Below are 22,717 nucleotides of genomic sequence, written 5' to 3'. Positions count from 1 at the left end.
ACATGACAAATTCTGTGAGTTCCATCAATACACAAAAATATAGTATTGCTTCTTTTTTTGCTGGTGTTGGTGGAATTGAGCTAGGTTTTGAACAGACTGGCAAGTTCAGAGTTGTCTATGCGAACGAATTCGATAAAAATGCTCGGAAAACGTATGCAAAAAACAACCCTGATACACTTTTAGATGGTCGAGATATTCATGAAGTAAGTACTAAGGAGATACCTAACTGCGATGTGATTATGGGCGGGTTTCCTTGTCAAGCATTTTCAATTGCAGGTTATCGAAAGGGTTTTGAAGATGAGAGGGGAAACCTTTTTTTTGAAATGCTAAGGATTATTAAAGCTAAAAAGCCCAGGGTAGTTTTTATCGAAAATGTTAAAAATCTGGTTACACATGACCATGGAAATACATTTAAGGTTATTAGAGAAGCTTTAGTAGAAAATGGATATTATATTAAGTGGCACGTTCTTAATGGAAAAGATTACGGGAATGTTCCTCAAAATAGAGAACGCATATACATTGTAGGATTTAAATATGCAACTGACTATGTTAAATTCAATTTTCCCGATCCTATTAAATTAACAAAAACAATCCATGACATCATAGATTTCGATGGCACAAAAGATGAAAAATATTATTATAAAAGAGACAAACAGACTTTCTATGATAATCTTGTCAACGATATGACAAGTCACGATACTATTTATCAATGGCGCCGACAATACGTTCGTGAAAACAAAGCTGGAGTGGTACCCACATTAACCGCAAATATGGGAACTGGTGGACACAATGTTCCTCTAATTCTTACTAATTCTGATAGAATTAGAAAGTTAACACCTAAAGAAACATTTAATGCTCAAGGATATCCAGAAACATTTAAATTACCAGATATCGCTAACGGACAATTATATAAACAAGCTGGTAATTCGGTTGTTGTTCCAGTTATTCATCGAATTGCTTTACAAATTTGTAAAGCAATCAATGATCAAATAAAGATTGACGATAATAGACATCATGGTAGGTATGCTTTAATATATTCTAATATTGGTAGTCACTTTGAAGGCGAAAGTTATGTAAAAGAATATTCTGACTCTATTGATAACTTAAAAAAAATTGTTTTAGAATCAGAAAAGAACCTTTTATCTGATGATGAATATTTAAAACTCGTTCAAAAGAAAAAAAGTGCAAGTTTCTATATGATTGAAAAAATTTGAATTTGGGGGAGCAATTAGCGATAATAAAACGTTAATTGCTCTTTTAGTATATAATAAGAATATTCTTAATGCGGGGGTGTTTTTATTGTGGGGACAATTACCAAATGATCAGAAGGAATTATATGAAAGGCTTATTACAAATTTTGCTAGTTTAAGTGAAGCTTTTGCACAAAAAACCGAAGATGAAGAAAGCATAGTACCTCCTATTGTTAATTCTAAATTTCAAGAAACTGCTTTTCAAAAATCATTTAATGCTACTGGAGAAGATATAGGAAATACTTCCTATGATGCTTCTATTGATCATATAGATGATAAAATTAAAAAACGTTTTCTAATTGGCATTAAGACATTTGGGCTTAACTCTGGAGATCAAAAAATTGCACAATTTAAAGCCATTAGTGCGGATCAATGGACCGAAATTATAGATAAAATCAAAGAAAACTCAAAGGGGCTATCTACAAAAAAAGATATAAATAAAATTAATCATGATCTTTATTTAAGTCTTGCAAAAAAAATAGCTACAGTACGAAACAGTCGAATTAGATCATCAGAAGAAAATATAAAGGGGTTTAAAAATCGAGATCACATTTCCGTTGAAGCAGTATATCATGTTTTAATGCCAACTCCTAAGAATAACAAGCCTGAGATTTTAGTTGGTGAAACTACCTACATGCCTATTGACCTTGAAAGTATAGCAATTGATGGGTGTACGGGTGTAAGAAATCCGACAAATTTCATTTTTCATGATATTAATCATTGCTATAAATATACTTCGGCGGACAGCCAATTATTAATGTCATTTAACAATAAAAATATGGTTTTGGAAAAATGGCCTGTAACTTATGTTAAAGATGCTTTTAAATTTTTTGAAAATATGAGTGAAGATAACCTTAAACGTAGAGCTGTCCCGGTTAAGACTAAAATTTCTGAGTCTCATTCCTGGTATATAGAAATTAAACCATACTCTGGTTATAATGCTTTTTATGGTCAAAGCAAAATGGGTCGGGAAAATGAATATAGAGAAAAACGCATAAAAAAGTTTGAAAATGATTATTCCGATATAATTTCAAAAAAGAATCTTGATTATATAATCGATCGTTTGAAAGTATTATTATTGAAGAAATGGACAACAAAAGAAGATAAAGATAGGATGGTCACTATTCGTTTAGAATTAATGCATTTTATCACTCAAATTAATAATCAAAAAATCAAAAAAGATGTTGGAAGTATGGTATATCGACCAGCCGATGAATTAGAAATTAGAATTCCAAAATCGACTCAATTTCATCAGCAGTATCCTAATTTTTTTGTAAAAAATATCTTTATTTCGGGATCGAAAAAATATGTTAGAGATAAGGAATTAAGAACGTTTAAGCTTATGTTTCTACCTTCAAATGATGTGATTAATGCATATGTGAATCAACAAAACAGAAAAGCAATTGAATCTGTTGGCTCACAAAAAATATTGGGAAAGTGGATTTTAAGAGATGTATTTCAATTAAAAGAGTATGAGCCATTAACATATAACAAGCTAAACGAAATAGGAATAAATGGTATTCGGTTTATTAAAAAAAGCGATCATATTGAACTTCAGTTTATTTGGATTGATTCTGAAAACGAACCTGATGACATTTGGAAATAAAATAAATAAATTTGCAATTTTTGTAGACGGTGAATTTTGGCATGGTTACAATTTGAAAATTAAAATTTATATATTAAAATCATTTTGGGATCAATAATTAGAATAACTATTGTTATTTCTAATTTGAGAGTTAATCATTAAAAAAGGGGAGTATATTGAATGCCAAAAAAAGGTGATTATTTTATAGTATCTTTGACAAAATCTAATTTATCTTGGGGAACAAATAGACACACAGATTCACGAGATAAAATTGACGGAGAGGCCTATATAAGCATACCTCGTGAAAAAGCTGTACAATTTGAAATTTATAATTCTAATAAAGGAAAAGAAGGAATAGGTTATAATGAATTCAATGCTACATCAGATGATGGATTATTGAAAGTTACAGTTAAAGTAGCTGGCAGTACAAAAGCAAATGATGTTTATGCTAAAAATTTACAAACATCGGGCGATTTAAAGAAACTCGGAGTTTGGTTTAACCAAATAAATGCAGCCGTTGGAGACAGAATTGAAGTACATTGGATTTCTTCAACTGATATAATATTAACAAAGATTTAAATTCTTTAATTAACCTTGCAAGGGTCCATTTGCCGAAATAGACCCTACAGATTCCTTTATTACCAATATTTATATATCTTAGGTTTTATCATTAGCGTTTTTACTTTAATATATTTGACTAATCGCCCCTAAAAAGGAGCGTTTTTTTTCGTATATTATTATGAAAGAGGTGAGTTTTATGAAATTTAGAAAGTTATTAGGATTAGTAAAAAATGTAATCAAGAGTATTCCGTTGAGAATTATCATACTTTAGAAGTATGTGGTACTGATGATATATATGTGTATTTAAAATCTAAAAATAGGAAAGAGATTGCTTGCATTTCAAGAGATGGAATTTCGTTTGCAGATGAAGGCATTTTCTTTGTTAATAAAGAATTTAAACTATTGTTAAAAATAATGCGTTTAATAAGGAGTTGAAATTATGAAACAGATTGTTATGCCAATTAAAGATTCCAATGTCTTGCAACAAGTTCAGGAATGTTTGCTAGAAGATTTTAAAGCCGGTCAGCGTAACTATATGATTTTTCAAGTTGGTAAAGCTACGCTTTTACGAGTAAGTGATATTATGCGCTTAAAGTACCAGGATATTTATAGTCCTGATGGTTCAATTAAGCATAATGCCTATATTCGAGATAAAAAGACTGGCAAATCTAATACTTTATATTTAAAGCCAGTTGAAAGTGATTTATTAAAATATCACCAATGGCTAATTAAACATAATTTGCAGTCTGAATGGCTTTTTCCTTCAACTAAAAATCCTAGTTGTCATATTACTGAAAAACAGTTTTATAAGATTATGGCACGAGTTGGTGACTTGCTAGGAATTAATTATTTAGGTACGCATACTATGCGTAAAACTGGCGCATATCGCGTCTATACACAAACAAATTATAATATTGGTTTAGTTATGCAGCTGCTTAATCATAGTAGTGAGGCTATGACCTTAAAATACCTTGGATTAGATCAGGTAAGTAGGGAACATATGCTGGATAAAATCGATTTCGGTTAGCTTTTAATTACACCTCAAATAAAAAATTGTTTGTCTATGTTTTCAGGGCAAGCAATTTTTTATTTGGGGTTTAGTTGAACGTTTTTAGTTCAACCGAATTATTTCTTTTTCTCATAACATTTTATCTTTACAAAAGTGTTTCAAAATCTTTTTAATTTGATGATAAAAATAAAAGAATTAATCTAAATGAAAAGTAAATTATACTAGATAAATTATATAATTAATTACCGACGCTTAATAATAAGCAGAAAGGAGGGAGGATATGCAGAGAAAACAAGCTTATCACTTAACGCCATTTGAGCGTGGTCAAATTGATTATCTATGGAACACCGAAGGAATTCATAATCAGGCAGAAATTGCGCGGCGGTTACACCGAACAGTTATGACGATTAATAATGAACTCCGTCGGAGTCAACGCTTTTCGGATTATAAATTGAGACCACGTAAATGGCATGCTTATCGTTATAATGCCGAAGAAGCCCAACAATATGCCGACTTAAGAAAAGATCGGATTGGTACTAAAAAAAAGTATTCAAAGAAAAAAGCACGGATTATTGCTAAAAGGATTTTAGATGATAAATGGTCACCACAAATGATTGCTGAAACTCATAAAGAATTAAAATTGAGTCGCAATACAATTTATAACTGGATTTACCGCGGTATGATCCCAGGCGTTTCTGAATCTAATTTACGTTATCGTCATAAGTATCGTCGAGGGAGACCGCAAAGAACAGTTGAAATGAACGCTAAAGAAAAGAGGGCGGCTGAATTAAAAACTGAAAGAAAGAGGGTGAAGCAAAAAGAAAAACAGCTGGTTCGCCCACTTAAACATTCAATTGAAGAACGCCCAGTAGGTGTTGATAAGCGTAAAGTTTTTGGTCACTGGGAAGTTGATTGTGTTCTACCAAAAAAAGGTTACCGGCAAGTCTTTGTGACGTTTTGTGAACGTAAAACACGTTATTATATTGTTTTAAAAGCTGAATCTCAGTCTGGAAAAGCGGTATGTAAGGTCTTGGATCAATTTATGGACTTATTGGGGAAACGTGCAAAACATATTGTTCAATCATTCACATTTGACAATGGATTTGAATTTGCCAATCACTTTGTGATTAATAAAGTGCAACGTGAATACGAACTTATGGCGTATTTTGCACACCCGTACAGTCCGGCTGAACGTGGTTCGAACGAGAATGCTAATCGGATGTTGCGGGAATATTTTCCAAAGAAAACACATTTTGAATATGTTAACAATGATGATATTCGTCGCGTATTACATAAGATTAATAAACGGCCAAAGGCTGTTTTAAACTATAAAGCACCGAGAGATGTATTCAGACAAAAAATGCATGAAATTGATCGAACCTTTGGTTATAAACGACATTTAAGATGTTCTAAAAACACTAAGAAACGTTAATTTAAAGCAAATTTCATCAAAAATAATTAGTAAAATTCGTAGCAAGATTTACGTGTAAAATTCAAAAAAATCATTGCATAAATCACTAAAAAACATGATTTTTACATGAAAATAAAAAATAATCGTCAAAATTTGGCTAGCAAATCAAATTATTTTGCTGGTTATAAATTTTGACGATTATTTTTTCTACTGATTTTTTGCAATTTTTTTGAATTTATTTTTCTTTTTCAAATTTATTTTTTTGTTTTTTATGCGTTAAAGCGCTGTTTTAACAGCACTTTCAGCGATGCATAAAAATAAGTGAGGGGTTAGATTAAAATTCGGACTTGACAAATTCTCTTATTTTTCTAGTTTACATAATATATATTATCGAAAGTAGTGATAATAAAGAATAAGTGCTTACTCTTTATTTTATCTTATAATCTCAACTCAATTGACACAATTTATGATAATTCAACCATTTTAATGAAAAACTGTCACTGGTGCTCATTAAAAAATAAAATTTTATTTATACGACGATACAAATCAACCTAACATTTCTTTTGTCTTACTATTTTTTACCATACGAGTTAATTACATTACTTTTGGCATTCCAAAATGTTACTTTGACAACACCATCAACTTTACTCTTTGGAACAAAACCATAATATCTACTGTCATTAGAATTTTTACGATTATCACCAAGTACAAAGTACTTACCTTCAGGGACTGTAAAAGTTTTTCCAGTCCCCAAAGTTACACCTGGAGCTTCAGATAAGCTGGAACTGAGCATCAGAGTACCCTCTCGGCGTTGTGAAGCTGTTATATAGCTCTGAGACTGCTCTTGACCGTTTACAAAAACACGACCATCATTACGGTACTCAATCTTGTCACCAGGCAATCCGATAACACGCTTAACATATTTAGTACTTTCCGTAACTGAAGGTGAATTTTTATCGACTCCGTGTGCATTAAAAACAATCACCGTATTGCGCTTAATTTTAGCCTGTTTCAACATCATCACACGTTCATTATTTTGAAGATTAGGATACATTGACGTTCCATCAACTCTTACTAATGAAAAGAAAAATTGTTTTACAAGCAATGCAATCACCAATCCAATAAGTACCGGAATAATCCAACTCATTATTTCTTTAAAAGCTTTCATTTTTTCTCCTTCAAACTTAAAACTTATTTTATCTTAATCTTAACATAACATTGTGATACTATACATTGTAATACTATTTAATCAATAAACCTTAATTCATCAAACTCTCTCTGGGATAAGATATCCGTTATTAAAAAAGATCGAATTCGATATTCTTGTTGCTGCGCCTAACACTCAGTGTATATAGGTAAACAAGGAATAGCCCGCATGAAAGAAGCTCGTAAAAAATAAACCAAATTCTATTAACATATAAAAAAGGCATCAATATATTGGTAATATTCATGGAGACTCTCAAAAGAAAGTTGCTGCGAGCAAATAAAATCATGTTACCAATTATTGATAAAATACCGATTAAAACTAAAAGAATTGTCATTACAACTACAATAGAAAAAAAGTTCACATTACTGGCAATTTTATCTGCAGTCTGGAATGTGTATCCTTGTCGACGATAGAGCTTGATCATTATTTTAAAGAATATATCATTAAGAACATACAAAGTTCCTAAAGTTCCAACACAAATATTTAAAAATTTGTTCAAATTCACCATCCCTTAAACTCGTAGCAGACCATATACATAATATAAACTATAGCCTCAAAATAAATACTAAAGTTGATTCCGGTATTTATTGTAACCCACGGTTCAATTTAGAAACAGTAAAACAAAGCACACACACAGCTTTTTAAACCAATTTTAAATTTATTTCTTAGTTGTTGATCCTTACTTACATCCATCGGAATAAATACTACTTAAATATTCATGACTTTCAACTTGTTCTTTTGCATCTTCTTGGTTGCTCAAATTTATTTCATAAATACTTGTTGCTTTTGAATTGAGCAAAGGCAATATTTTTCTCCAGTCTATTTTCCCCTGACCCAGAGTTAGACTATCATGCTTTTTACCCATCGAATCGACCAAATGATAATGAACCACCTGACTCTTTAAATGCATAAGCGACTTCTGTAGCAGCCTATTATCTCCTTTACATTTAATAAAACAGTGGCTCGTGTCAAAAGCTAAGCGATATCCTCGTTCTAAGATATCATCTTCTTCATGCTTGTCTCCATAATAAAAAATCGGTGAAATCGAATTTTCGAACATGATATGCTCCTGTCCCAATTTTGCCAATCTATCTAACTGTTTAAATACAGATTGACGTGCATCTTCTAGGTTTGGATACATATCAATAAAAAATTGTGTATGTCGTGCATATGAACCATGTACTAACACCTGAATATTGTAATCAAAAGCAAACTGCAAAAGATTTTCTGTACTCTGATAAATAAACTTGCGTAATTCGGGAAACACATTTTCAGGTGCTACGAGTTCAGTAAATTCATTCCTATAACGCATCGGATGATGAAGTATAATCTTAGATGTTGCATCTGCTTTGACCCATTGTATATCATATTCCAACCTTTTCAGACCTTCGGGGGTAAAATCATTTTCATTTGTAAAAAACTCAAAAACGTCTGGGGAATACTTCAAACGATCATTGACTTGATTAGCTTCTGTCCCAGCTTTAAGTCCCAATAACGGTTTTATAATGCTGTTCATCTATTAATTCTCCTTAAAAATTATAATTATCTTTTCCAACATATACAAATACAAAAAAGAGACTGCTGCTATTAGCCCTTCAGTCTCTAAAATCAAATTATTGCTCTTCTTATTTTTCAATATCCTTCATCCACGCCAGCGCAAGGGCTTTTTCACCCAAATGCGTACCAATGACAGGACCAAAATAACTAATATCAATCGGAAAATCCGGATATTGTTTTGATAGTTCATTTTTCCAAGCAGTGGCTGCTTCTTCATTGTTTGCATGAATAATGATTAAACGAAGCGGATAATCAATTTTCTCACACTCTTGTGCAAAAAGCTTTTCAACACGCTTAATTGCTTTTTTTGTAGAACGAACTTTATCAAAAGCAACAATTCTATGAGTTTCGCGATCAAAGGTCAACAATGGCTTTATCTTCAAAACACTCCCGATAAAGGCCGATGCATTAGACAAACGACCTCCACGAACAAGATTCTGCAAATCATCGACAATAAAATACTCATTGGTCGTAGCTCGTAATTCTCTCAATTTTACCAAGATTTCATCGACACTAGCACCTGCTAGGGCCATTCGTGCTGCTGCAATTACCATATTTCCCATTAACATGACCGTGATTTGAGAATCAAATGGAACCACTTTAACATTATGAATCTCTCCAGCAATGTTTGTCAATGTTTGAACAAATCCTGAAATCGTACTGGACAAATGAATACTTATCACTGCGTCATAGCCTTGATCGCCCAAAGACTCATATAAAGAAATTAGCTCGCCTATAGGCGGCTGCGATGTGCTTGGAAAAGAATCAGCTGTTTTGAGTTTACGGTAGAAATCCTCAGTAGAGATATCTATACCTTCTTTATAAACCCTCTTATCTATAATCACAGGTATTGGAACTACGTGAACATTGTAATCGTTGATCTGCTTATCCGTTAAATAAGCGGTACTGTCGGTAACAACAGCAATTTTCATGAATCCTACACCTACTTTTTGGGAAATTCTTACGAATGTAATCATAACACAAAATATTTTTTTCATCCAGCATACTTATGTTGTGGGCAACTTAATCAAACCTCTTCATACTTTGAACCAATCTATTTAACAGTACTTGTAACAACGTGGTCTCTTCATCAGACCAGCGCATAAAAAGCTTTTGTTCTAAAGTTTTAAGAGAACTTTGCATTTTTTGCACAGCTTCTTCACCCTTTTCCGTCCCTGAATATGTAAAGTATCCCCTTCCACGTGTTCCATTAGTTTGCATCTTAGTAATAAACTTTTTTGCGTCCAAACGGGCCAATTGTCGACTTAGGGTTGAAATATTAAGTTTCGTTGTATGGGCAAGTTGTTCCTGTGTCTGTAATCCATTGTTTATTTTAATAAGTAATTGCCACTCTGCAATTGTTAAGTCTTGTTGCTTAGCAACCTCAGCTAAAATATTGTGATATTTTCTTTCGAGTATCAATAGACTGTCCAAAGATGACCGCATACTCATTACCTCCTCAAATAGGTATATTGCTCTAATATGCAATATGCAAATTTAATCTACAAAGTCATTATGTTATATTTAAACTTCAAGCGCAACATAAAAACTTTAATTGCACTATCAAACTATACTTTAGTTGCCTTTTTGCGCTTTTTCTGCATAAAAGGTACAATTATAAACAGCAAATAAGGAATATCAGCACCATAATTGTTAAGAAAGCGAGTTGGTCTCCATGCCATTTGATGGTTTATTTACGCATGCCATGGTTCATGAGCTCCAAAAACTGGTTTCTGGAAGAGTCGGTCGTATTTCACAGCCTTTTCCTAATGAAGTGATAGTTACCGTTCGAGCTCAGCGGCATAATTTCCCATTGCTTTTATCAGCACATCCGAACTATGCACGCATTCAAATATCAGATATGCCATATAAGAACCCTCCTGTTCCAACTAATTTTACAATGGCTCTCCGGAAATATCTCGAAGGAGCAAAGTTAACTAAAGTCGAACAGCTTGAAAATGATCGTGTAGTTTACTTAAGTTTTGAGACACGAAATGAACTTGGTGACAGACTGCCTTTGGTCTTAAGTATTGAAATCATGGGTCGTTACAGCAATGTTATTTTGATTGATCCATCTCGAAATTTAATTATTGATACAATCAAGCATATAGGTCCTGATCAAAATCGTTTTCGGACGCTTTTACCAAACGCAACATACAATAGACCTCCAAAACAAGAACGTCTAGATCCATTTACAGATGATACGGAATACTACTTAAATCTGATCAAGGACTATCCAAACCAAGAGGTACTTGCAGGCCAATTAAGCAAAGCTTACCAGGGAATTGCAAAAGAACATGCATTGTACCTTGCCGAACAATTGCATGCTTATGCCAAGGATCCTGAATTCGGATGGCAGAATGTTTTGCATCAGACAACCAACCCTACTCCCAGTCTTATTGATGGTAAAAAAACCTTTTTTACTTGTTTTGCCTACTCTGCTGAGAGGACTAAGAAAACATTTTCAACTTTAAGCGAACTATTAGATATTTTTTACCGAGATAAAGCGACTTCTGATCGAGTTCAACAACAAGGAAGTCAATTGATTCATGTCATCAAAAATAATTTGCAGAAAAATCGTAAAAAGCTCAAAAAGTTAAAAAAAGAGTTGAGTTCAACTGGTAAGGCCGACCAATATCGTGTTAAAGGTGAATTGCTTACGACCTATCTTTTTCAGATAAAACGCGGGATGACCTCAATAGAATTACCAAATTACTATGAAGAAGATAAGCTAGTCAAAATTTCCCTGTCTAACCAATTATCACCTTCCCAAAATGCTCAAAAATACTTTAAAAAATATCAAAAGCTTAAAAATGCGGTATCTTTTCTTAAGCAGCAGATTGGTTTGACACAATCAGAAATTAATTATCTCGAAGAATTGCAAACCCAAATCGAACTTGCAGAGCCTCAAGATCTCCCAGATATTAAAATTGAACTACAACAGCAAGGTTATCTTAAAGCTCAAAAACGCACAAAGCACGGGAAAGTACGCAAAGATAAAATCAGCCAACCGGCTACGTATTTTTCTAGTGACAACACAAAAATAGCTGTTGGGAAAAACAATCTTCAAAATGATCGTTTAACTTTGAAAACTGCACATAAAAATTATATTTGGTTGCATGCTAAAAACATCCCCGGATCTCATGTCATTATCTACTCAAATGATCCGAGCCAGCAAACGTTGCTTGAGGCAGCTAACTTAGCCGCCTATTTCTCTAAATCGCGAACTTCTGCAACTGTACCGGTAGACTATGTTCAAGTTAAAAAAATACGCAAACCCAATGGTGCAAGACCCGGTTTTGTTATTTATGAAGGACAAAAAACACTTTTTGTAACCCCTCAAAGACAATTAGTCGATTCTTTGAAAAAATAACTTTAAATCAAAACATTATAATTATATTATATTTAGAAAGAATAAAGCTGCGGCAAAATTTTAATTTGCTGCAGCTTTATTCTTTCTAAATATTTCCTAACCGCTGATATCTCAGTTTAATATGCACAGTTATTTAATCCTTTTGTTGCGTTTCAATGATCTCAGCCCATATTGGAATACCGAATTCTTCGACATCGATGACAAAAGAACCATTTGAATAACGGTCTACATTAGGATGTTCGAACGGATCAATCGTAATTGTCTTCATTTTTTCTGTTGTAACTCTAAGTTTTCCACCATTTTTCAAAGCCTTCACCAGAACGACACGATGAGGACTCCGTTTAAGTTCTCTCAATATCTGAACTCCGCGCCTTGCACGAGCAGTTGGTGTTATCTCAGAAACCTTCATTCTCTTAAACGCTCCACGTTGAGTTAAAATACCAACCTGCGTTTTTTCCTGAACAAGAATAACCGAAGCTAATACATCTTCACGAAGATCAATTGCTTTGACACCAGCTGCCTTAGAACCATTAACTGGCACTTCATTTAACTTGTATCTGAGCCCATATCCGCCATGCGTTATTGCTAGAACAAATAGTAAATCATTTTTAGTATCTTCAGGAAGATAATTTATCATAAGTAGACGATCACTATCTGTTTTAAGTTTCATACATTGAGCAGCTCTGCTCTTATAAGTTCGTCCTGGCTGCAGATCAGTCAAAGCTGTCTGCTTGATGAACCCTTCTTTAGAAGCAAAAATGAAATTTCCTTTTTGTTTGAGATCATGAAAACTAAAGGCCTGAATAATTTTTTCATTTTTATCCATGCTGACTGTTTGTGATAAATGTTTTCCCGTTTCTTTCCACTTGTACTCTGGAATCTCATGTATTGGCCGATAGATAACATTCCCCTTATCTGTGAATATAAAGAGATGGTCAAGTGTATTGACTATGTCCTGAAAAATTACTAAGTCATCACTTTTCAAGCCATTATCATCTTTTCCGGATGCTTTAAATGATCTCAGCGAACTCCTCTTTAAATAACCGTCTCGACTTACCATTACCACAACATCCTCTGGTGCAATGAGAACTTCAGTTTCAATTTTAAGTTGTTGAACTTGATCTTGAATAATCGTTTTCCGCGGTGAGGTATATTTTTTGTCAATAATACGCAATTCTTTTTTTATAACCCTATCAAGCATGCTTGGATCTGCCAAAATCGCCTGATAATTTTGCACCTTTTGCTGCAGTTCATCAAATTCTGCTTGAAGCGCCGTTACATCAGTGTTAGTTAAACGATACAGTTGTAAAGAAACAATTGCTTCCGCTTGTGCTTCGGTGAAGCTATACTGCTCAACTAAATTATCTTTTGCGTCTTTTTTATTTTTGCTGGCACGAATCGTTTTAATAACTTGATCTAAAATAGACAACGCCTTAATCAAGCCACTAACAATATGTTTTCTTTCTTGTGCTTTTCTAAGATCAAATTTAGTACGTTTAGTAGTGACCGTTCTCTGATGTTCTAAATAAGCACTCAATATTGCCTTAAGTCCAACATGCTCCGGACGTTTATTGTTTATTGCGACCATATTGAAATTATATGATATCTGTAAATCTGTATTCTTGAATAAATAATTTAGAATTCCTTGACCTGAAGCATTTCGTTTAAGCTCAATAACAATCCGCAGCCCTTCACGATCACTTTCATCCCTTACTTCAGCTATTCCCTCAACTTTTTTTAATAGCCTAATTTCGTCAATTTTTTTGACCAGCAAAGCTTTATTGACTTCATATGGTATCTCAGTAACGATAATCTGTTCTTTATTTGCCTTTAACTGTTCAATTTCAGTTTTGGAACGCAGCATAACTCGTCCACGACCAGTAGTATAAGCTTTGATAATTCCGTCAATTCCTTGGGCAATTCCTCCCGTTGGGAAATCCGGTCCTTTAACAAACTCCATTAGCTTATCAAGCTTAGCTTTAGGATGCTCCATAAGATAGATTACTGCCTGAATTGCTTCATGAAGATTGTGTGGCGGAATCTCTGTAGCATATCCCGCTGAAATTCCCGTTGCACCATTCACAAGCAGATTGGGGAAACGCGCTGGTAAAACAGTCGGTTCATTTTCTGTATCATCGAAATTAGGAACAAAATCAACTGTTTCCTTTTCGATGTCATTCAACATCTCACCTGAGATCTTGCTCAAACGCGCTTCAGTGTACCTCATAGCAGCTGGCGGGTCACCATCCATTGACCCGTTGTTCCCATGCATTTCAATCAAAGGCTCACGCAGTTTCCATGATTGACTCAAACGAACCATGGCTTCATAAATCGAACTATCTCCATGGGGATGAAAATTACCCATTACATTTCCGACGGACTTAGCTGATTTACGAAAAGCCTTGTCGTATGTATTTCCATCTTGGTTCATAGCATATAAAATACGGCGTTGAACAGGTTTTAGTCCATCACGAATGTCAGGTAAGGCTCTCTCTTGAATAATATACTTTGAATATCTTCCGAAACGCTCTCCCATGACCGCTTCAAGCGACAATTCTTGAATATTACTATTTTCTCCCGAGTTATCAACCATTAGCTTTCATCTCCTTGGTCAGAATCTATTACTTCTTCCTCTCCATGTGCTCCTTCAACGACCGTATTATCTAATAGGCTACCGTCTTCTTCAAGAGTGAATTGAACATTTTTTTCGATCCATTTACGACGGGGTTCAACTTTATCCCCCATTAAAGTTGTCACTCTTTTTTCAGCTAATGCATCGTCTTCGATTTTTACACGTACCAGTGTGCGCGATTCAGGATTCATTGTGGTTTCCCATAATTGATCAGCATTCATTTCACCTAACCCTTTGAAACGCTGAAGTGCATAGCCTTTTTTCATCTTGGCTACTGCGTATTGCAGCTCATCATCTGTCCAAGCATATTTGACAACAATTTTGTTTTTGACTTTCTTTTGTAACTTATACAGGGGAGGTAAAGCAATGTAAATTTTTCCTGCGTTGATCATCGGTCGCATGTATTTATAGAAAAATGTTAACAGCAACGTTTGAATGTGTGCCCCATCAGTATCTGCATCGGTCATTATAATCACTTTATCGTAATTTGCATCTTTAATATCGAAATCAGTACCGACGCCTGCGCCGATCGTATATATCATTGTATTAATTTCTTCATTTTTCAAAATTTCTGGTAATTTAGCCTTTTCAGTATTCAATACCTTTCCACGCAAAGGCAAGATAGCTTGAAACTTTCGATCACGACCTTGTTTGGCAGAACCACCGGCCGAATCTCCCTCGACTAAAAAGAGCTCATTTTTTTTGGCATTTTTAGACTGGGCGGGTGTTAGCTTGCCCGAGAGAAGCCGCTCTTTTCTATGCTTCTTTTTTCCACTGCGACTCTCATCCCGTGCTTTGCGCGCCGCTTCCCGAGCTTCTCTGGCTTTAAGCGACTTACGAACCAGATCCTGTGCAAATTCACCATTCTCCATCAAGTAAAATCCAAGCTGTTCACTAACTACACTATCAACAATTGATCGCGCTTCGGGGGTTCCAAGTTTCCCCTTTGTTTGCCCTTCAAATTGAAGAAGTTCCTCAGGAATACGGACAGATATAATTGCAGCCAAGCCTTCTCGAACATCGCTGCCTTCAAGATTTTTATCTTTTTCTTTAAGTAAATCAACCTTGCGTGCATATTCATTAAAAGCCTTGGTCCAAGCTGATCGCATCCCAACTTCATGTGTTCCACCATCCTTAGTACGCACATTGTTGACAAATGACATAATATTCTCGGAATAACCATCATTGTATTGTGCAGCAACTTCAACTTCAACACCACTTTTAAAACCGTCAAAGTACATAATATTGCCCAAAGTGTCTTTATCTTCATTTAGATAGGCAACAAATTCCTTAATGCCTTCATCAAACTTAAAGATATCTTCTTGATCAGTTCGTTCGTCTGTCAGAGTTATTTTAACGCCCTTAAGCAAAAAAGCTGACTCGCGTAATCTTTCTGATAAAGTATCGTAATTATAATGAGTTGTTGTAAAAATTTCAGGATCAGGGTAAAAAGTAACCCGTGTTCCCGTTGGCTTACGCGTTTTTCCTAATTTTCGCAAAGTTCCAACTGGATGACCGCCATTCTTAAAATCCTCTTCATATTCAACTCCGTCTCGAACTGTGTTAACACTCATTTTGGACGAGAGTGCATTCACAACACTGGCCCCAACACCATGAAGACCACCAGACGTTTTGTATTCTCCTTGACCGAACTTCCCACCTGCATGCAAAACAGTAAAAATAACTTCAACAGTCGGTATACCAAGTGCATGCATTCCTACTGGTAAACCGCGTCCATGATCAATTACAGTTACGCCATCATCTTTGTGTAAAATAACATTTATTTCACTTCCAAAACCCGATAAAGCCTCATCTACTGCATTATCGACAATTTCGTAAACAAGATGATGCAGTCCCTTGCTATCAGTTGAACCGATATACATTCCGGGCCTTTTTCTTACTGCTTCTAACCCCTTTAATACCTGAATAGATTCATCATTATACTTTTCTTTTACCATGAATTTAAACCCCTTCTACTTTTGGAGTATTAATTAAATAAATTTTTGCTTTATGTTTTGAATTAAGACTTCAATATCATAACCCACCGAATAAAAAAATGTAAAGTATCATTTATTAGTTCACCCAATACCGTTAATAAGCATAGCACAAAAAAATGATTTGAAGCGACAGTGTAAACAGTGCTAAAATAGGTCGTATTAACCTAAGGAGGTCAATCCAGTGTGAACTCTACTATTATCACAATGTTAGTGATTGCCTATTTACTAGGCTCAATTCCATCTGGTGTTTGGATCGGCAAAATTTTTTACAAGATAGATATTCGTGAATTTGGAAGTGGAAACACCGGTACAACAAACACATTTCGTGTACTCGGAAAAAAAGCCGGCTTCATCGTTCTGCTAATGGATATGTTAAAGGGAACGATTGCAGCTTGTCAACCTTACATGTTTGATGTTCACATTAATGTACTTCTAATTGGATGTGCAGCCGTCGTTGGACATGTTTTTCCACTTTTTGCGCGTTTCAGGGGAGGAAAAGCAGTTGCAACAAGTGCTGGTATCTTGCTCGCTTATAATCCACTTTTTTTTGGCATTGCATGGATCATCTTTTTAACTTCACTTTATCTTTCTAGTATGGTAAGTGTTGCCAGTATGGTTGGTATGACCCTAATCACACTTTTATCGCTTTATTTTCAAGACCCTGTCTTGACGACCATTGCGCTTATCCTGACAATTTTCGTCTTTTTCCGTCATAAAGGTAATTTAGCTCGTATTCGAAAAGGTACTGAAAATTTAGTTCCCTTCGGACTTGTTTACGCAAGGAAAAAACGAAAACAAAAATAATTAGAATAATGCATATAAAAAGCAGTGAAACGACAAATTCGTTCGCTGCTTTTTATTTTTGAAAAACATTAATTGAAATGTCTGCTTTGTCATCTTATTTTTGAGAGAAGTACCGAACTAAATATTTTTATCTTTTATAAAATATATTGACTAAGATCCTTATTTTTCACAATATTGCCAATCTTCTGATCAACGTACGCTTCAGTAATTGTGATATCTCCCATTTGCATATCTGGTCCTTCATATAGCAGATCTTCAAGCAGCTTCTCCAAGATAGTATGCAAACGACGAGCACCAATATTTTCCGTCTCGTGATTGACTTGAAAAGCGATCTCCGAGATTCTTTGGATAGCTTCAATGGTAAACGTCACTTCAATATTATCGGTCCCAATCAATGCAATGTATTGTTTGATAAGGGCGTTACTTGGTTCTGTGAGAATTTTAACAAAATCTTCAACTTTAAGATCATCCAGCTCAACTCTAATTGGAAACCTGCCTTGCAATTCAGCAATCAAATTGCTAGGCTTGCTTTCATGAAAAGCTCCAGAGGCAATGAAAAGAATATGATCTGTATCTAAAAGACCATATTTAGTTTGTATTTGAGATCCTTCGACAATTGGAAGGATATCTCGCTGAACACCCTCACGTGAGACCTCACCACTATTTTTTTGTGATTTGGAAGTAATCTTATCGATCTCATCAATAAAGATAATGCCGGTATTTTCAGCACGTTTCAAAGCCAAATCAGCTGTGTCAGCCTCATTAACCAGTTTTGCAGATTCTTCACGAATCAATACCTCACGTGCTTCGGCCACAGTCATTGTTCTTTTGACACGCTTTTTAGGTGTTAACGCCCCTAAAGTATCATTCAAATCGATTCCCATTTGGCCTAACATATTGTTCTGATACTTAGTTTTCTGCGTTGGATCATCGACTGTAACTGTAACTTCCTGATTCTCAAGTAAACCACGATTCAACTGTTCACTGACTGAAAGTCTCTCATCACGAATTTTATCAGTGACCTCTTCTTCAACTGGTTGCTGCCTATCACCAAAATTAGGCATTTTCCCACTTTGCATATCTTGCAGCATCTTCATAAAATTCTGCTGTTCATTATTTTTTCGCTGTTCTTTTTTCTTGGCAGGGACCAGTAGTTTTACCAAGCGTTTATTTGCCCTTTGAGTAGCTTGTGATTTAACTCTATTGAATTGTTCGTCTTCTTCCATTTTGTACGCAACTTCTACTAAGTCTCGGACCATTGATTCAACATCACGTCCTACATAGCCGACCTCTGTAAACTTCGTTGCTTCAACCTTTATAAATGGAGCATCAACAATTTTGGCAAGACGACGCGCAATTTCAGTTTTTCCGACCCCAGTTGGACCGATCATAAGAACATTTTTAGGTGTTATTTCTTCTTGCATCTCACCAGAAAGTTGCATTCTTCGATAACGGTTTCGCAATGCGACCGCGATAGCCTTTTTTGCTTTATCTTGTCCAATGACATAATTGTCTAATTCTGAAACGATTTTTTTTGGTGTTTTATCACTTGGATTCATTTAAAAAGTCCTTTCTAATTTACTTCAGAAATTATAGTTCTTCAGCAATAACGTTGTGGTTCGTGAAAATATCGATATCACCTGCAATATTAATAGCCGCTTTCGCAATCTCGACAGCCGACATTTCCTTAGCATGTGCTTTCATTGCTTTAGCTGCCGATAACGCATAGTTACCGCCTGACCCGATCGCTAAAATGTCGTCATCGGGCTCAATTACTTCACCACTGCCAGACACCATCAAAAGATCCTTCTTGTCCATTACAATCAACAAAGCCTCAAGCTTTTGCAGGGCCTGATCACTGCGCCATTCCTGGGCAAGTTCAACTGCCGCACGGGGTAAATTGCCACTATATTCATTTAGTTTTTTCTCAAAACGTTCTTCAAGATTAAAGGCATCTGCAACACTTCCAGCAAAACCAACAACAACTTGGTCATTGTAAATCCGTCTTACTTTGCGTGCTGTTCCTTTCATAATAACTTTTTCACCCATTGTAACTTGACCGTCTCCAGCCATAGCCATATGTCCATTATGACGAACTGCACAAATTGTTGTTGCATGAAATGATACTCCTGCCATTATATATATCCTCCTTCAATTAAGTTATTTGATTTTCCAAATTAATTCTATCAAACCAAATAACCGATCCCGCTTACGCACGCGGAAAAAACTTTCGATAATCATTTTGTAAATGTTCTTTAGTCACATGTGTATATATTTGAGTTGTTGACAAGCTGCTGTGACCCAATAATTCTTGAACTGCTCTTAAATCAGCTCCATTACTCATCAGATGAGTCGCAAATGTATGACGGATCTCATGTGGATGAATTTCAGTCGTCAAACTGCTTCTTTTAACAATTTGTTTCAAGATGTAGGTAACGCCTGCTGCAGTCAATGGGTCGCCATAGTGGTTAACAAAGACATAATCGTGCTCTTTATGATATTTTTCCATAAGCGGTGTTCTTGTCATTTTAAAATAGCGTTCTAGTGCTTTTTGACAATACTTTCCATAAGGAACATAACGATCTTTGCTTCCTTTACCATGCAGTAGCATCGCACGAACTTCGCTGTCAATTGCTGTTAATGTCAAGCCTGTACACTCACTGACACGCATCCCCGTTGCATAAAGAGTTTCAAGAAGCGCATTATCGCGGATTATCATTGGATCATCACCCTGCGTTGCATCAAACAATGCCTGCATTTCTTTCTCATAAAAAAAGCGGGGCAGAGCACGCGGATGTCTTTTCAATTGGATGTAAGAAAAAGGATTATTATCGACATGTCCATTTTTTTCCAAGAAATGATAAAGTGAACGCAGACTTGAGACCATGCGTGAAATGGTCGCTGTCTGATACTGCTTATCGTAAAGAAAATTCATATAGGCGTGCACATCAAGCCGTTTAACTTCACTAAACGACTCACCGCCACCACTTTCCTGTAAAAAATCACAAAACATCTGGATGTCTTCAGAGTACGCTTTTAGAGTCTCTAGCGAATATTGTCTTTCAATTACCAAATATTGTTTAAATTCTTTAATCCAATTTTGTTCCATCAAAAAACCTCCACTCCAATGCTTTAACTTTAGCATAAAAAATAGAGGTCAGTATACTATTAACATCAATCTTAGAAAGAAATAAAAGATTGATGTTAGTTAATTCTCATAACGGTTACTTTTGAATTTCTTCTTCGTAATCGCAATTGCTGCACTTGACCTGTTTCCCTTTTTTGGTCTTCTTCTCGATCAGAAAATGGTTGCACTTAGGACAATCACGCCCAACCGGTTTATCCCAAGAAACAAATTCGCAGTCCGGATACCTTGCACACCCATAAAAAATGCGATTCTTTTTAGATTTACGCTCAATTACCTCGCCCTTTTTACATATTGGACATGTAACACCAATTTCTTTAGTAATAGGCTTGGTATTACGGCAATCTGGGAACCGGCTACATGCATAAAACTTTCCATACCTTCCCAACTTAATAACCAAAGGAGCTCCGCAAATATCACAATTAAGGCCTGCCGGTTCATCTTTTATACGCACCTTAGCCATCTTATCATCTGCTGCTGCGACTTCTTTTGAAAAAGGCTGGTAGAAACTATCGACGACCTTGACCCATCTTTGTTTCCCATCCTCAATTTCATCCAAATGTTCTTCTAATTGCGCAGTGAAATCAACATTCAAGATATCTGGGAAACATTTCTCAATCATTTCATTAACAATTTCTCCCAGCTCGGTCGGTTCAAACTTTCGTGAAACAAGCTTCACATAATAACGTTTCTGAATGGTTGCCAGCGTTGGCGCGTATGTTGAAGGACGTCCAACCCCATTTTCTTCTAACGTTTTAATTAAAGATGCTTCACTGTAGCGGGCTGGTGGCAAAGTGAAATGCTGGTTAGGCTGATTTTTAATCATCATCACTTCATCGTTTTCATTGAGGTCAGGTAATTCGTTATCTTTTCTTTTGCTTTCAGCATAAACCTTAGTAAAACCTGGAAACTTCATTTTAGATCCCTTAGCACGATAAATAACCTCATTCTGCACAATATCAACACCCATTGTGTCTAATACAGCTGGAGTCATCTGACTCGCTACAAAGCGCGACCATATCAGTGAATAAAGTTTGAATTGATCCTTATTCAAATAATCCTTTAAAGAATCTGGGGTACGCAAAACCGATGAAGGGCGAATCGCCTCATGTGCATCCTGTGCTCCTTCAGGCAATTTTCCTTTACGTGGTTTAACTGCCGCATACTCATTCCCATAACTTTCATGTATGAAAGTTGCAGTTTCATGCTTAGCGAGGGATGATATTCGCGTTGAATCGGTACGCATATAGGTTATCAACCCTACTACTCCGCCTTTACCAATGTTGATTCCTTCATACAACTGCTGCGCAACCATCATTGTTTTTTGTGTTCTAAAACGCAATGAATTGTTAGCAACTTGCTGCATTGTACTGGTTGTGAACGGTAGAGCGGGGAAACGCTTGCGTTCTTTACGATCAACACGTGTAATTTTGAAAGACTTTTTTTGATCTAATTTTTGCATAATATTAACAACATCATCGTTATTGTGAAGTGCAACCTTCTTGCCCTTGTATCCGTAAAAACTCGCATCAAACTTAGATCTTCCAGCCTTGAACTGTGAATCGATTGTCCAATACTCTTCAGGTTTAAAATTCCGAATTTCTTTTTCACGTTTTATAATCAAATTCAGTGCAATTGATTGAACACGCCCTGCACTCAAGCCTTTTTTTATCTTAGCCCACAACAATGGACTAATCGAGTAGCCAACTAAACGATCTAAGATACGCCGAGCCTGCTGCGCGTCAACAAGATTCATGTCAATTGAGCGTGGAGTTTTAAAAGCATTTTTTACAGCATCCTTGGTTATCTCATTAAAAACAACACGGTTTTTACCTTTTGTATCTAAACCTAACAGATACGACAAATGCCATGCAATCGCTTCTCCCTCACGATCAGGATCGGCTGCAAGATAGACACTGTCAGCTTTTTTTGCTTCTTTACGAAGCTCCTTTATAATATCACCTTTGCCTCGGATAGAAATATAATGTGGAGCATAATCTTCTTCCACATCCACTCCCATTGTACTCTTGGGCAAATCACGAATATGACCTAAACTAGCCATTACTTTGTAACGTGATCCTAAATATTTCTCAATTGTTTTTGCCTTTGAAGGTGATTCAACAATTACTAATTTTTTCTTTGTTTTTCTCTTTGCTTTTTTTCTCTGGACTTTTGGCATTTACCAA

18 protein-coding genes are annotated in these 22,717 nt (G+C 35.4%); 8 read left to right on the top strand and 10 right to left on the bottom strand.

Annotated features, from left to right (window positions below; translation table 11 throughout):
- Window positions 1-2 precede the first annotated feature (2 nt).
- The 5 genes from FD20_RS07845 to FD20_RS07825 all read left to right on the top strand — a co-directional run bounded on the left by FD20_RS07845 (window position 3) and on the right by FD20_RS07825 (window position 5,837).
- The gene (locus FD20_RS07845) at window positions 3-1,214 is read left to right on the top strand and encodes a DNA cytosine methyltransferase (protein WP_057737441.1); all 1,212 of its coding nucleotides are present in this window, start codon (window positions 3-5) and stop codon (window positions 1,212-1,214) included.
- Window positions 1,201-2,856, top strand: coding sequence for a hypothetical protein (locus FD20_RS07840; RefSeq protein ID WP_338040550.1), 1,656 nt, complete (start codon window positions 1,201-1,203; stop codon window positions 2,854-2,856). Before FD20_RS07845 ends, FD20_RS07840 begins: the two co-directional genes overlap by 14 nt.
- A 159-nt stretch (window positions 2,857-3,015) precedes the next feature.
- Window positions 3,016-3,414 (top strand): NgoFVII family restriction endonuclease, encoded by a 399-nt coding sequence (locus FD20_RS07835; protein ID WP_057737439.1) that lies wholly within the window; start codon window positions 3,016-3,018, stop codon window positions 3,412-3,414.
- A 421-nt stretch (window positions 3,415-3,835) separates the two neighbouring features.
- Complete coding sequence (locus tag FD20_RS07830) at window positions 3,836-4,423, top strand: site-specific integrase (RefSeq protein ID WP_057737437.1); 588 nt, start codon at window positions 3,836-3,838, stop codon at window positions 4,421-4,423.
- Between the two features lie 262 nt (window positions 4,424-4,685).
- Window positions 4,686-5,837, top strand: coding sequence for an IS30 family transposase (locus tag FD20_RS07825; protein ID WP_057737435.1), 1,152 nt, complete (start codon window positions 4,686-4,688; stop codon window positions 5,835-5,837).
- Window positions 5,838-6,387: 550 nt separating this feature from the next.
- On the opposite strand, the gene lepB is transcribed toward FD20_RS07825, so the two are convergent.
- On the bottom strand, window positions 6,388-6,984 hold the full coding sequence (gene lepB, locus FD20_RS07820) for a signal peptidase I (protein WP_057737433.1): 597 nt from the start codon (window positions 6,982-6,984) through the stop codon (window positions 6,388-6,390).
- Between the two features lie 281 nt (window positions 6,985-7,265).
- On the opposite strand from lepB, the gene FD20_RS13790 reads away from it, so the two are divergent.
- A complete protein-coding gene (locus FD20_RS13790; RefSeq protein ID WP_235807737.1) occupies window positions 7,266-7,436 on the top strand; it encodes a hypothetical protein in 171 nt (56 codons plus the stop codon).
- Window positions 7,437-7,702: 266 nt separating this feature from the next.
- Here FD20_RS13790 and FD20_RS07810 read toward each other — a convergent pair whose 3' ends face one another.
- The 3 genes from FD20_RS07810 to FD20_RS07800 form a co-directional block, all read right to left on the bottom strand.
- A complete protein-coding gene (locus FD20_RS07810) occupies window positions 7,703-8,539 on the bottom strand; it encodes an apurinic/apyrimidinic endonuclease family protein (RefSeq protein ID WP_057737429.1) in 837 nt (278 codons plus the stop codon).
- Window positions 8,540-8,648: 109 nt separating this feature from the next.
- A complete protein-coding gene (locus FD20_RS07805; protein WP_057737427.1) occupies window positions 8,649-9,512 on the bottom strand; it encodes a DegV family protein in 864 nt (287 codons plus the stop codon).
- Between the two features lie 91 nt (window positions 9,513-9,603).
- Window positions 9,604-10,026: a MarR family winged helix-turn-helix transcriptional regulator gene (locus tag FD20_RS07800; RefSeq protein ID WP_057737425.1), complete on the bottom strand. Its 423-nt coding sequence runs from the start codon at window positions 10,024-10,026 to the stop codon at window positions 9,604-9,606.
- Window positions 10,027-10,255: 229 nt separating this feature from the next.
- Between FD20_RS07800 and FD20_RS07795 the strand changes: the two genes are divergently transcribed.
- Window positions 10,256-11,953 (top strand): Rqc2 family fibronectin-binding protein, encoded by a 1,698-nt coding sequence (locus FD20_RS07795; RefSeq protein ID WP_057737423.1) that lies wholly within the window; start codon window positions 10,256-10,258, stop codon window positions 11,951-11,953.
- Window positions 11,954-12,086: 133 nt separating this feature from the next.
- Here FD20_RS07795 and parC read toward each other — a convergent pair whose 3' ends face one another.
- Both parC and parE read right to left on the bottom strand, forming a co-directional pair.
- Window positions 12,087-14,546, bottom strand: a complete 2,460-nt coding sequence (parC, locus tag FD20_RS07790) for a DNA topoisomerase IV subunit A (RefSeq protein WP_057737421.1) — start codon at window positions 14,544-14,546, stop codon at window positions 12,087-12,089.
- The gene (parE, locus tag FD20_RS07785; RefSeq protein WP_057737419.1) at window positions 14,546-16,543 is read right to left on the bottom strand and encodes a DNA topoisomerase IV subunit B; all 1,998 of its coding nucleotides are present in this window, start codon (window positions 16,541-16,543) and stop codon (window positions 14,546-14,548) included. Before parE ends, parC begins: the two co-directional genes overlap by 1 nt.
- A gap of 222 nt (window positions 16,544-16,765) precedes the next feature.
- On the opposite strand from parE, the gene plsY reads away from it, so the two are divergent.
- A complete protein-coding gene (gene plsY, locus FD20_RS07780; RefSeq protein WP_057737417.1) occupies window positions 16,766-17,386 on the top strand; it encodes a glycerol-3-phosphate 1-O-acyltransferase PlsY in 621 nt (206 codons plus the stop codon).
- A 134-nt stretch (window positions 17,387-17,520) separates the two neighbouring features.
- On the opposite strand, the gene hslU is transcribed toward plsY, so the two are convergent.
- The 4 genes from hslU to topA form a co-directional block, all read right to left on the bottom strand.
- On the bottom strand, window positions 17,521-18,945 hold the full coding sequence (gene hslU / locus FD20_RS07775) for an ATP-dependent protease ATPase subunit HslU (RefSeq protein WP_057737415.1): 1,425 nt from the start codon (window positions 18,943-18,945) through the stop codon (window positions 17,521-17,523).
- Window positions 18,946-18,976: 31 nt separating this feature from the next.
- A complete protein-coding gene (hslV, locus tag FD20_RS07770; RefSeq protein WP_057737413.1) occupies window positions 18,977-19,522 on the bottom strand; it encodes an HslVU peptidase proteolytic subunit in 546 nt (181 codons plus the stop codon).
- A gap of 73 nt (window positions 19,523-19,595) precedes the next feature.
- Window positions 19,596-20,495, bottom strand: coding sequence for a tyrosine recombinase XerC (xerC, locus tag FD20_RS07765; RefSeq protein WP_057737411.1), 900 nt, complete (start codon window positions 20,493-20,495; stop codon window positions 19,596-19,598).
- Between the two features lie 115 nt (window positions 20,496-20,610).
- On the bottom strand, window positions 20,611-22,710 hold the full coding sequence (gene topA / locus FD20_RS07760; RefSeq protein ID WP_057737410.1) for a type I DNA topoisomerase: 2,100 nt from the start codon (window positions 22,708-22,710) through the stop codon (window positions 20,611-20,613).
- Window positions 22,711-22,717: the final 7 nt, after the last annotated feature.

The organism is Liquorilactobacillus uvarum DSM 19971 (genome assembly GCF_001434935.1).
Lineage (GTDB): Bacteria > Bacillota > Bacilli > Lactobacillales > Lactobacillaceae > Liquorilactobacillus > Liquorilactobacillus uvarum.
The sequence above is the reverse complement of the archived record's forward strand: the minus strand, read 5'-3'. Positions and strand labels throughout refer to the sequence as shown.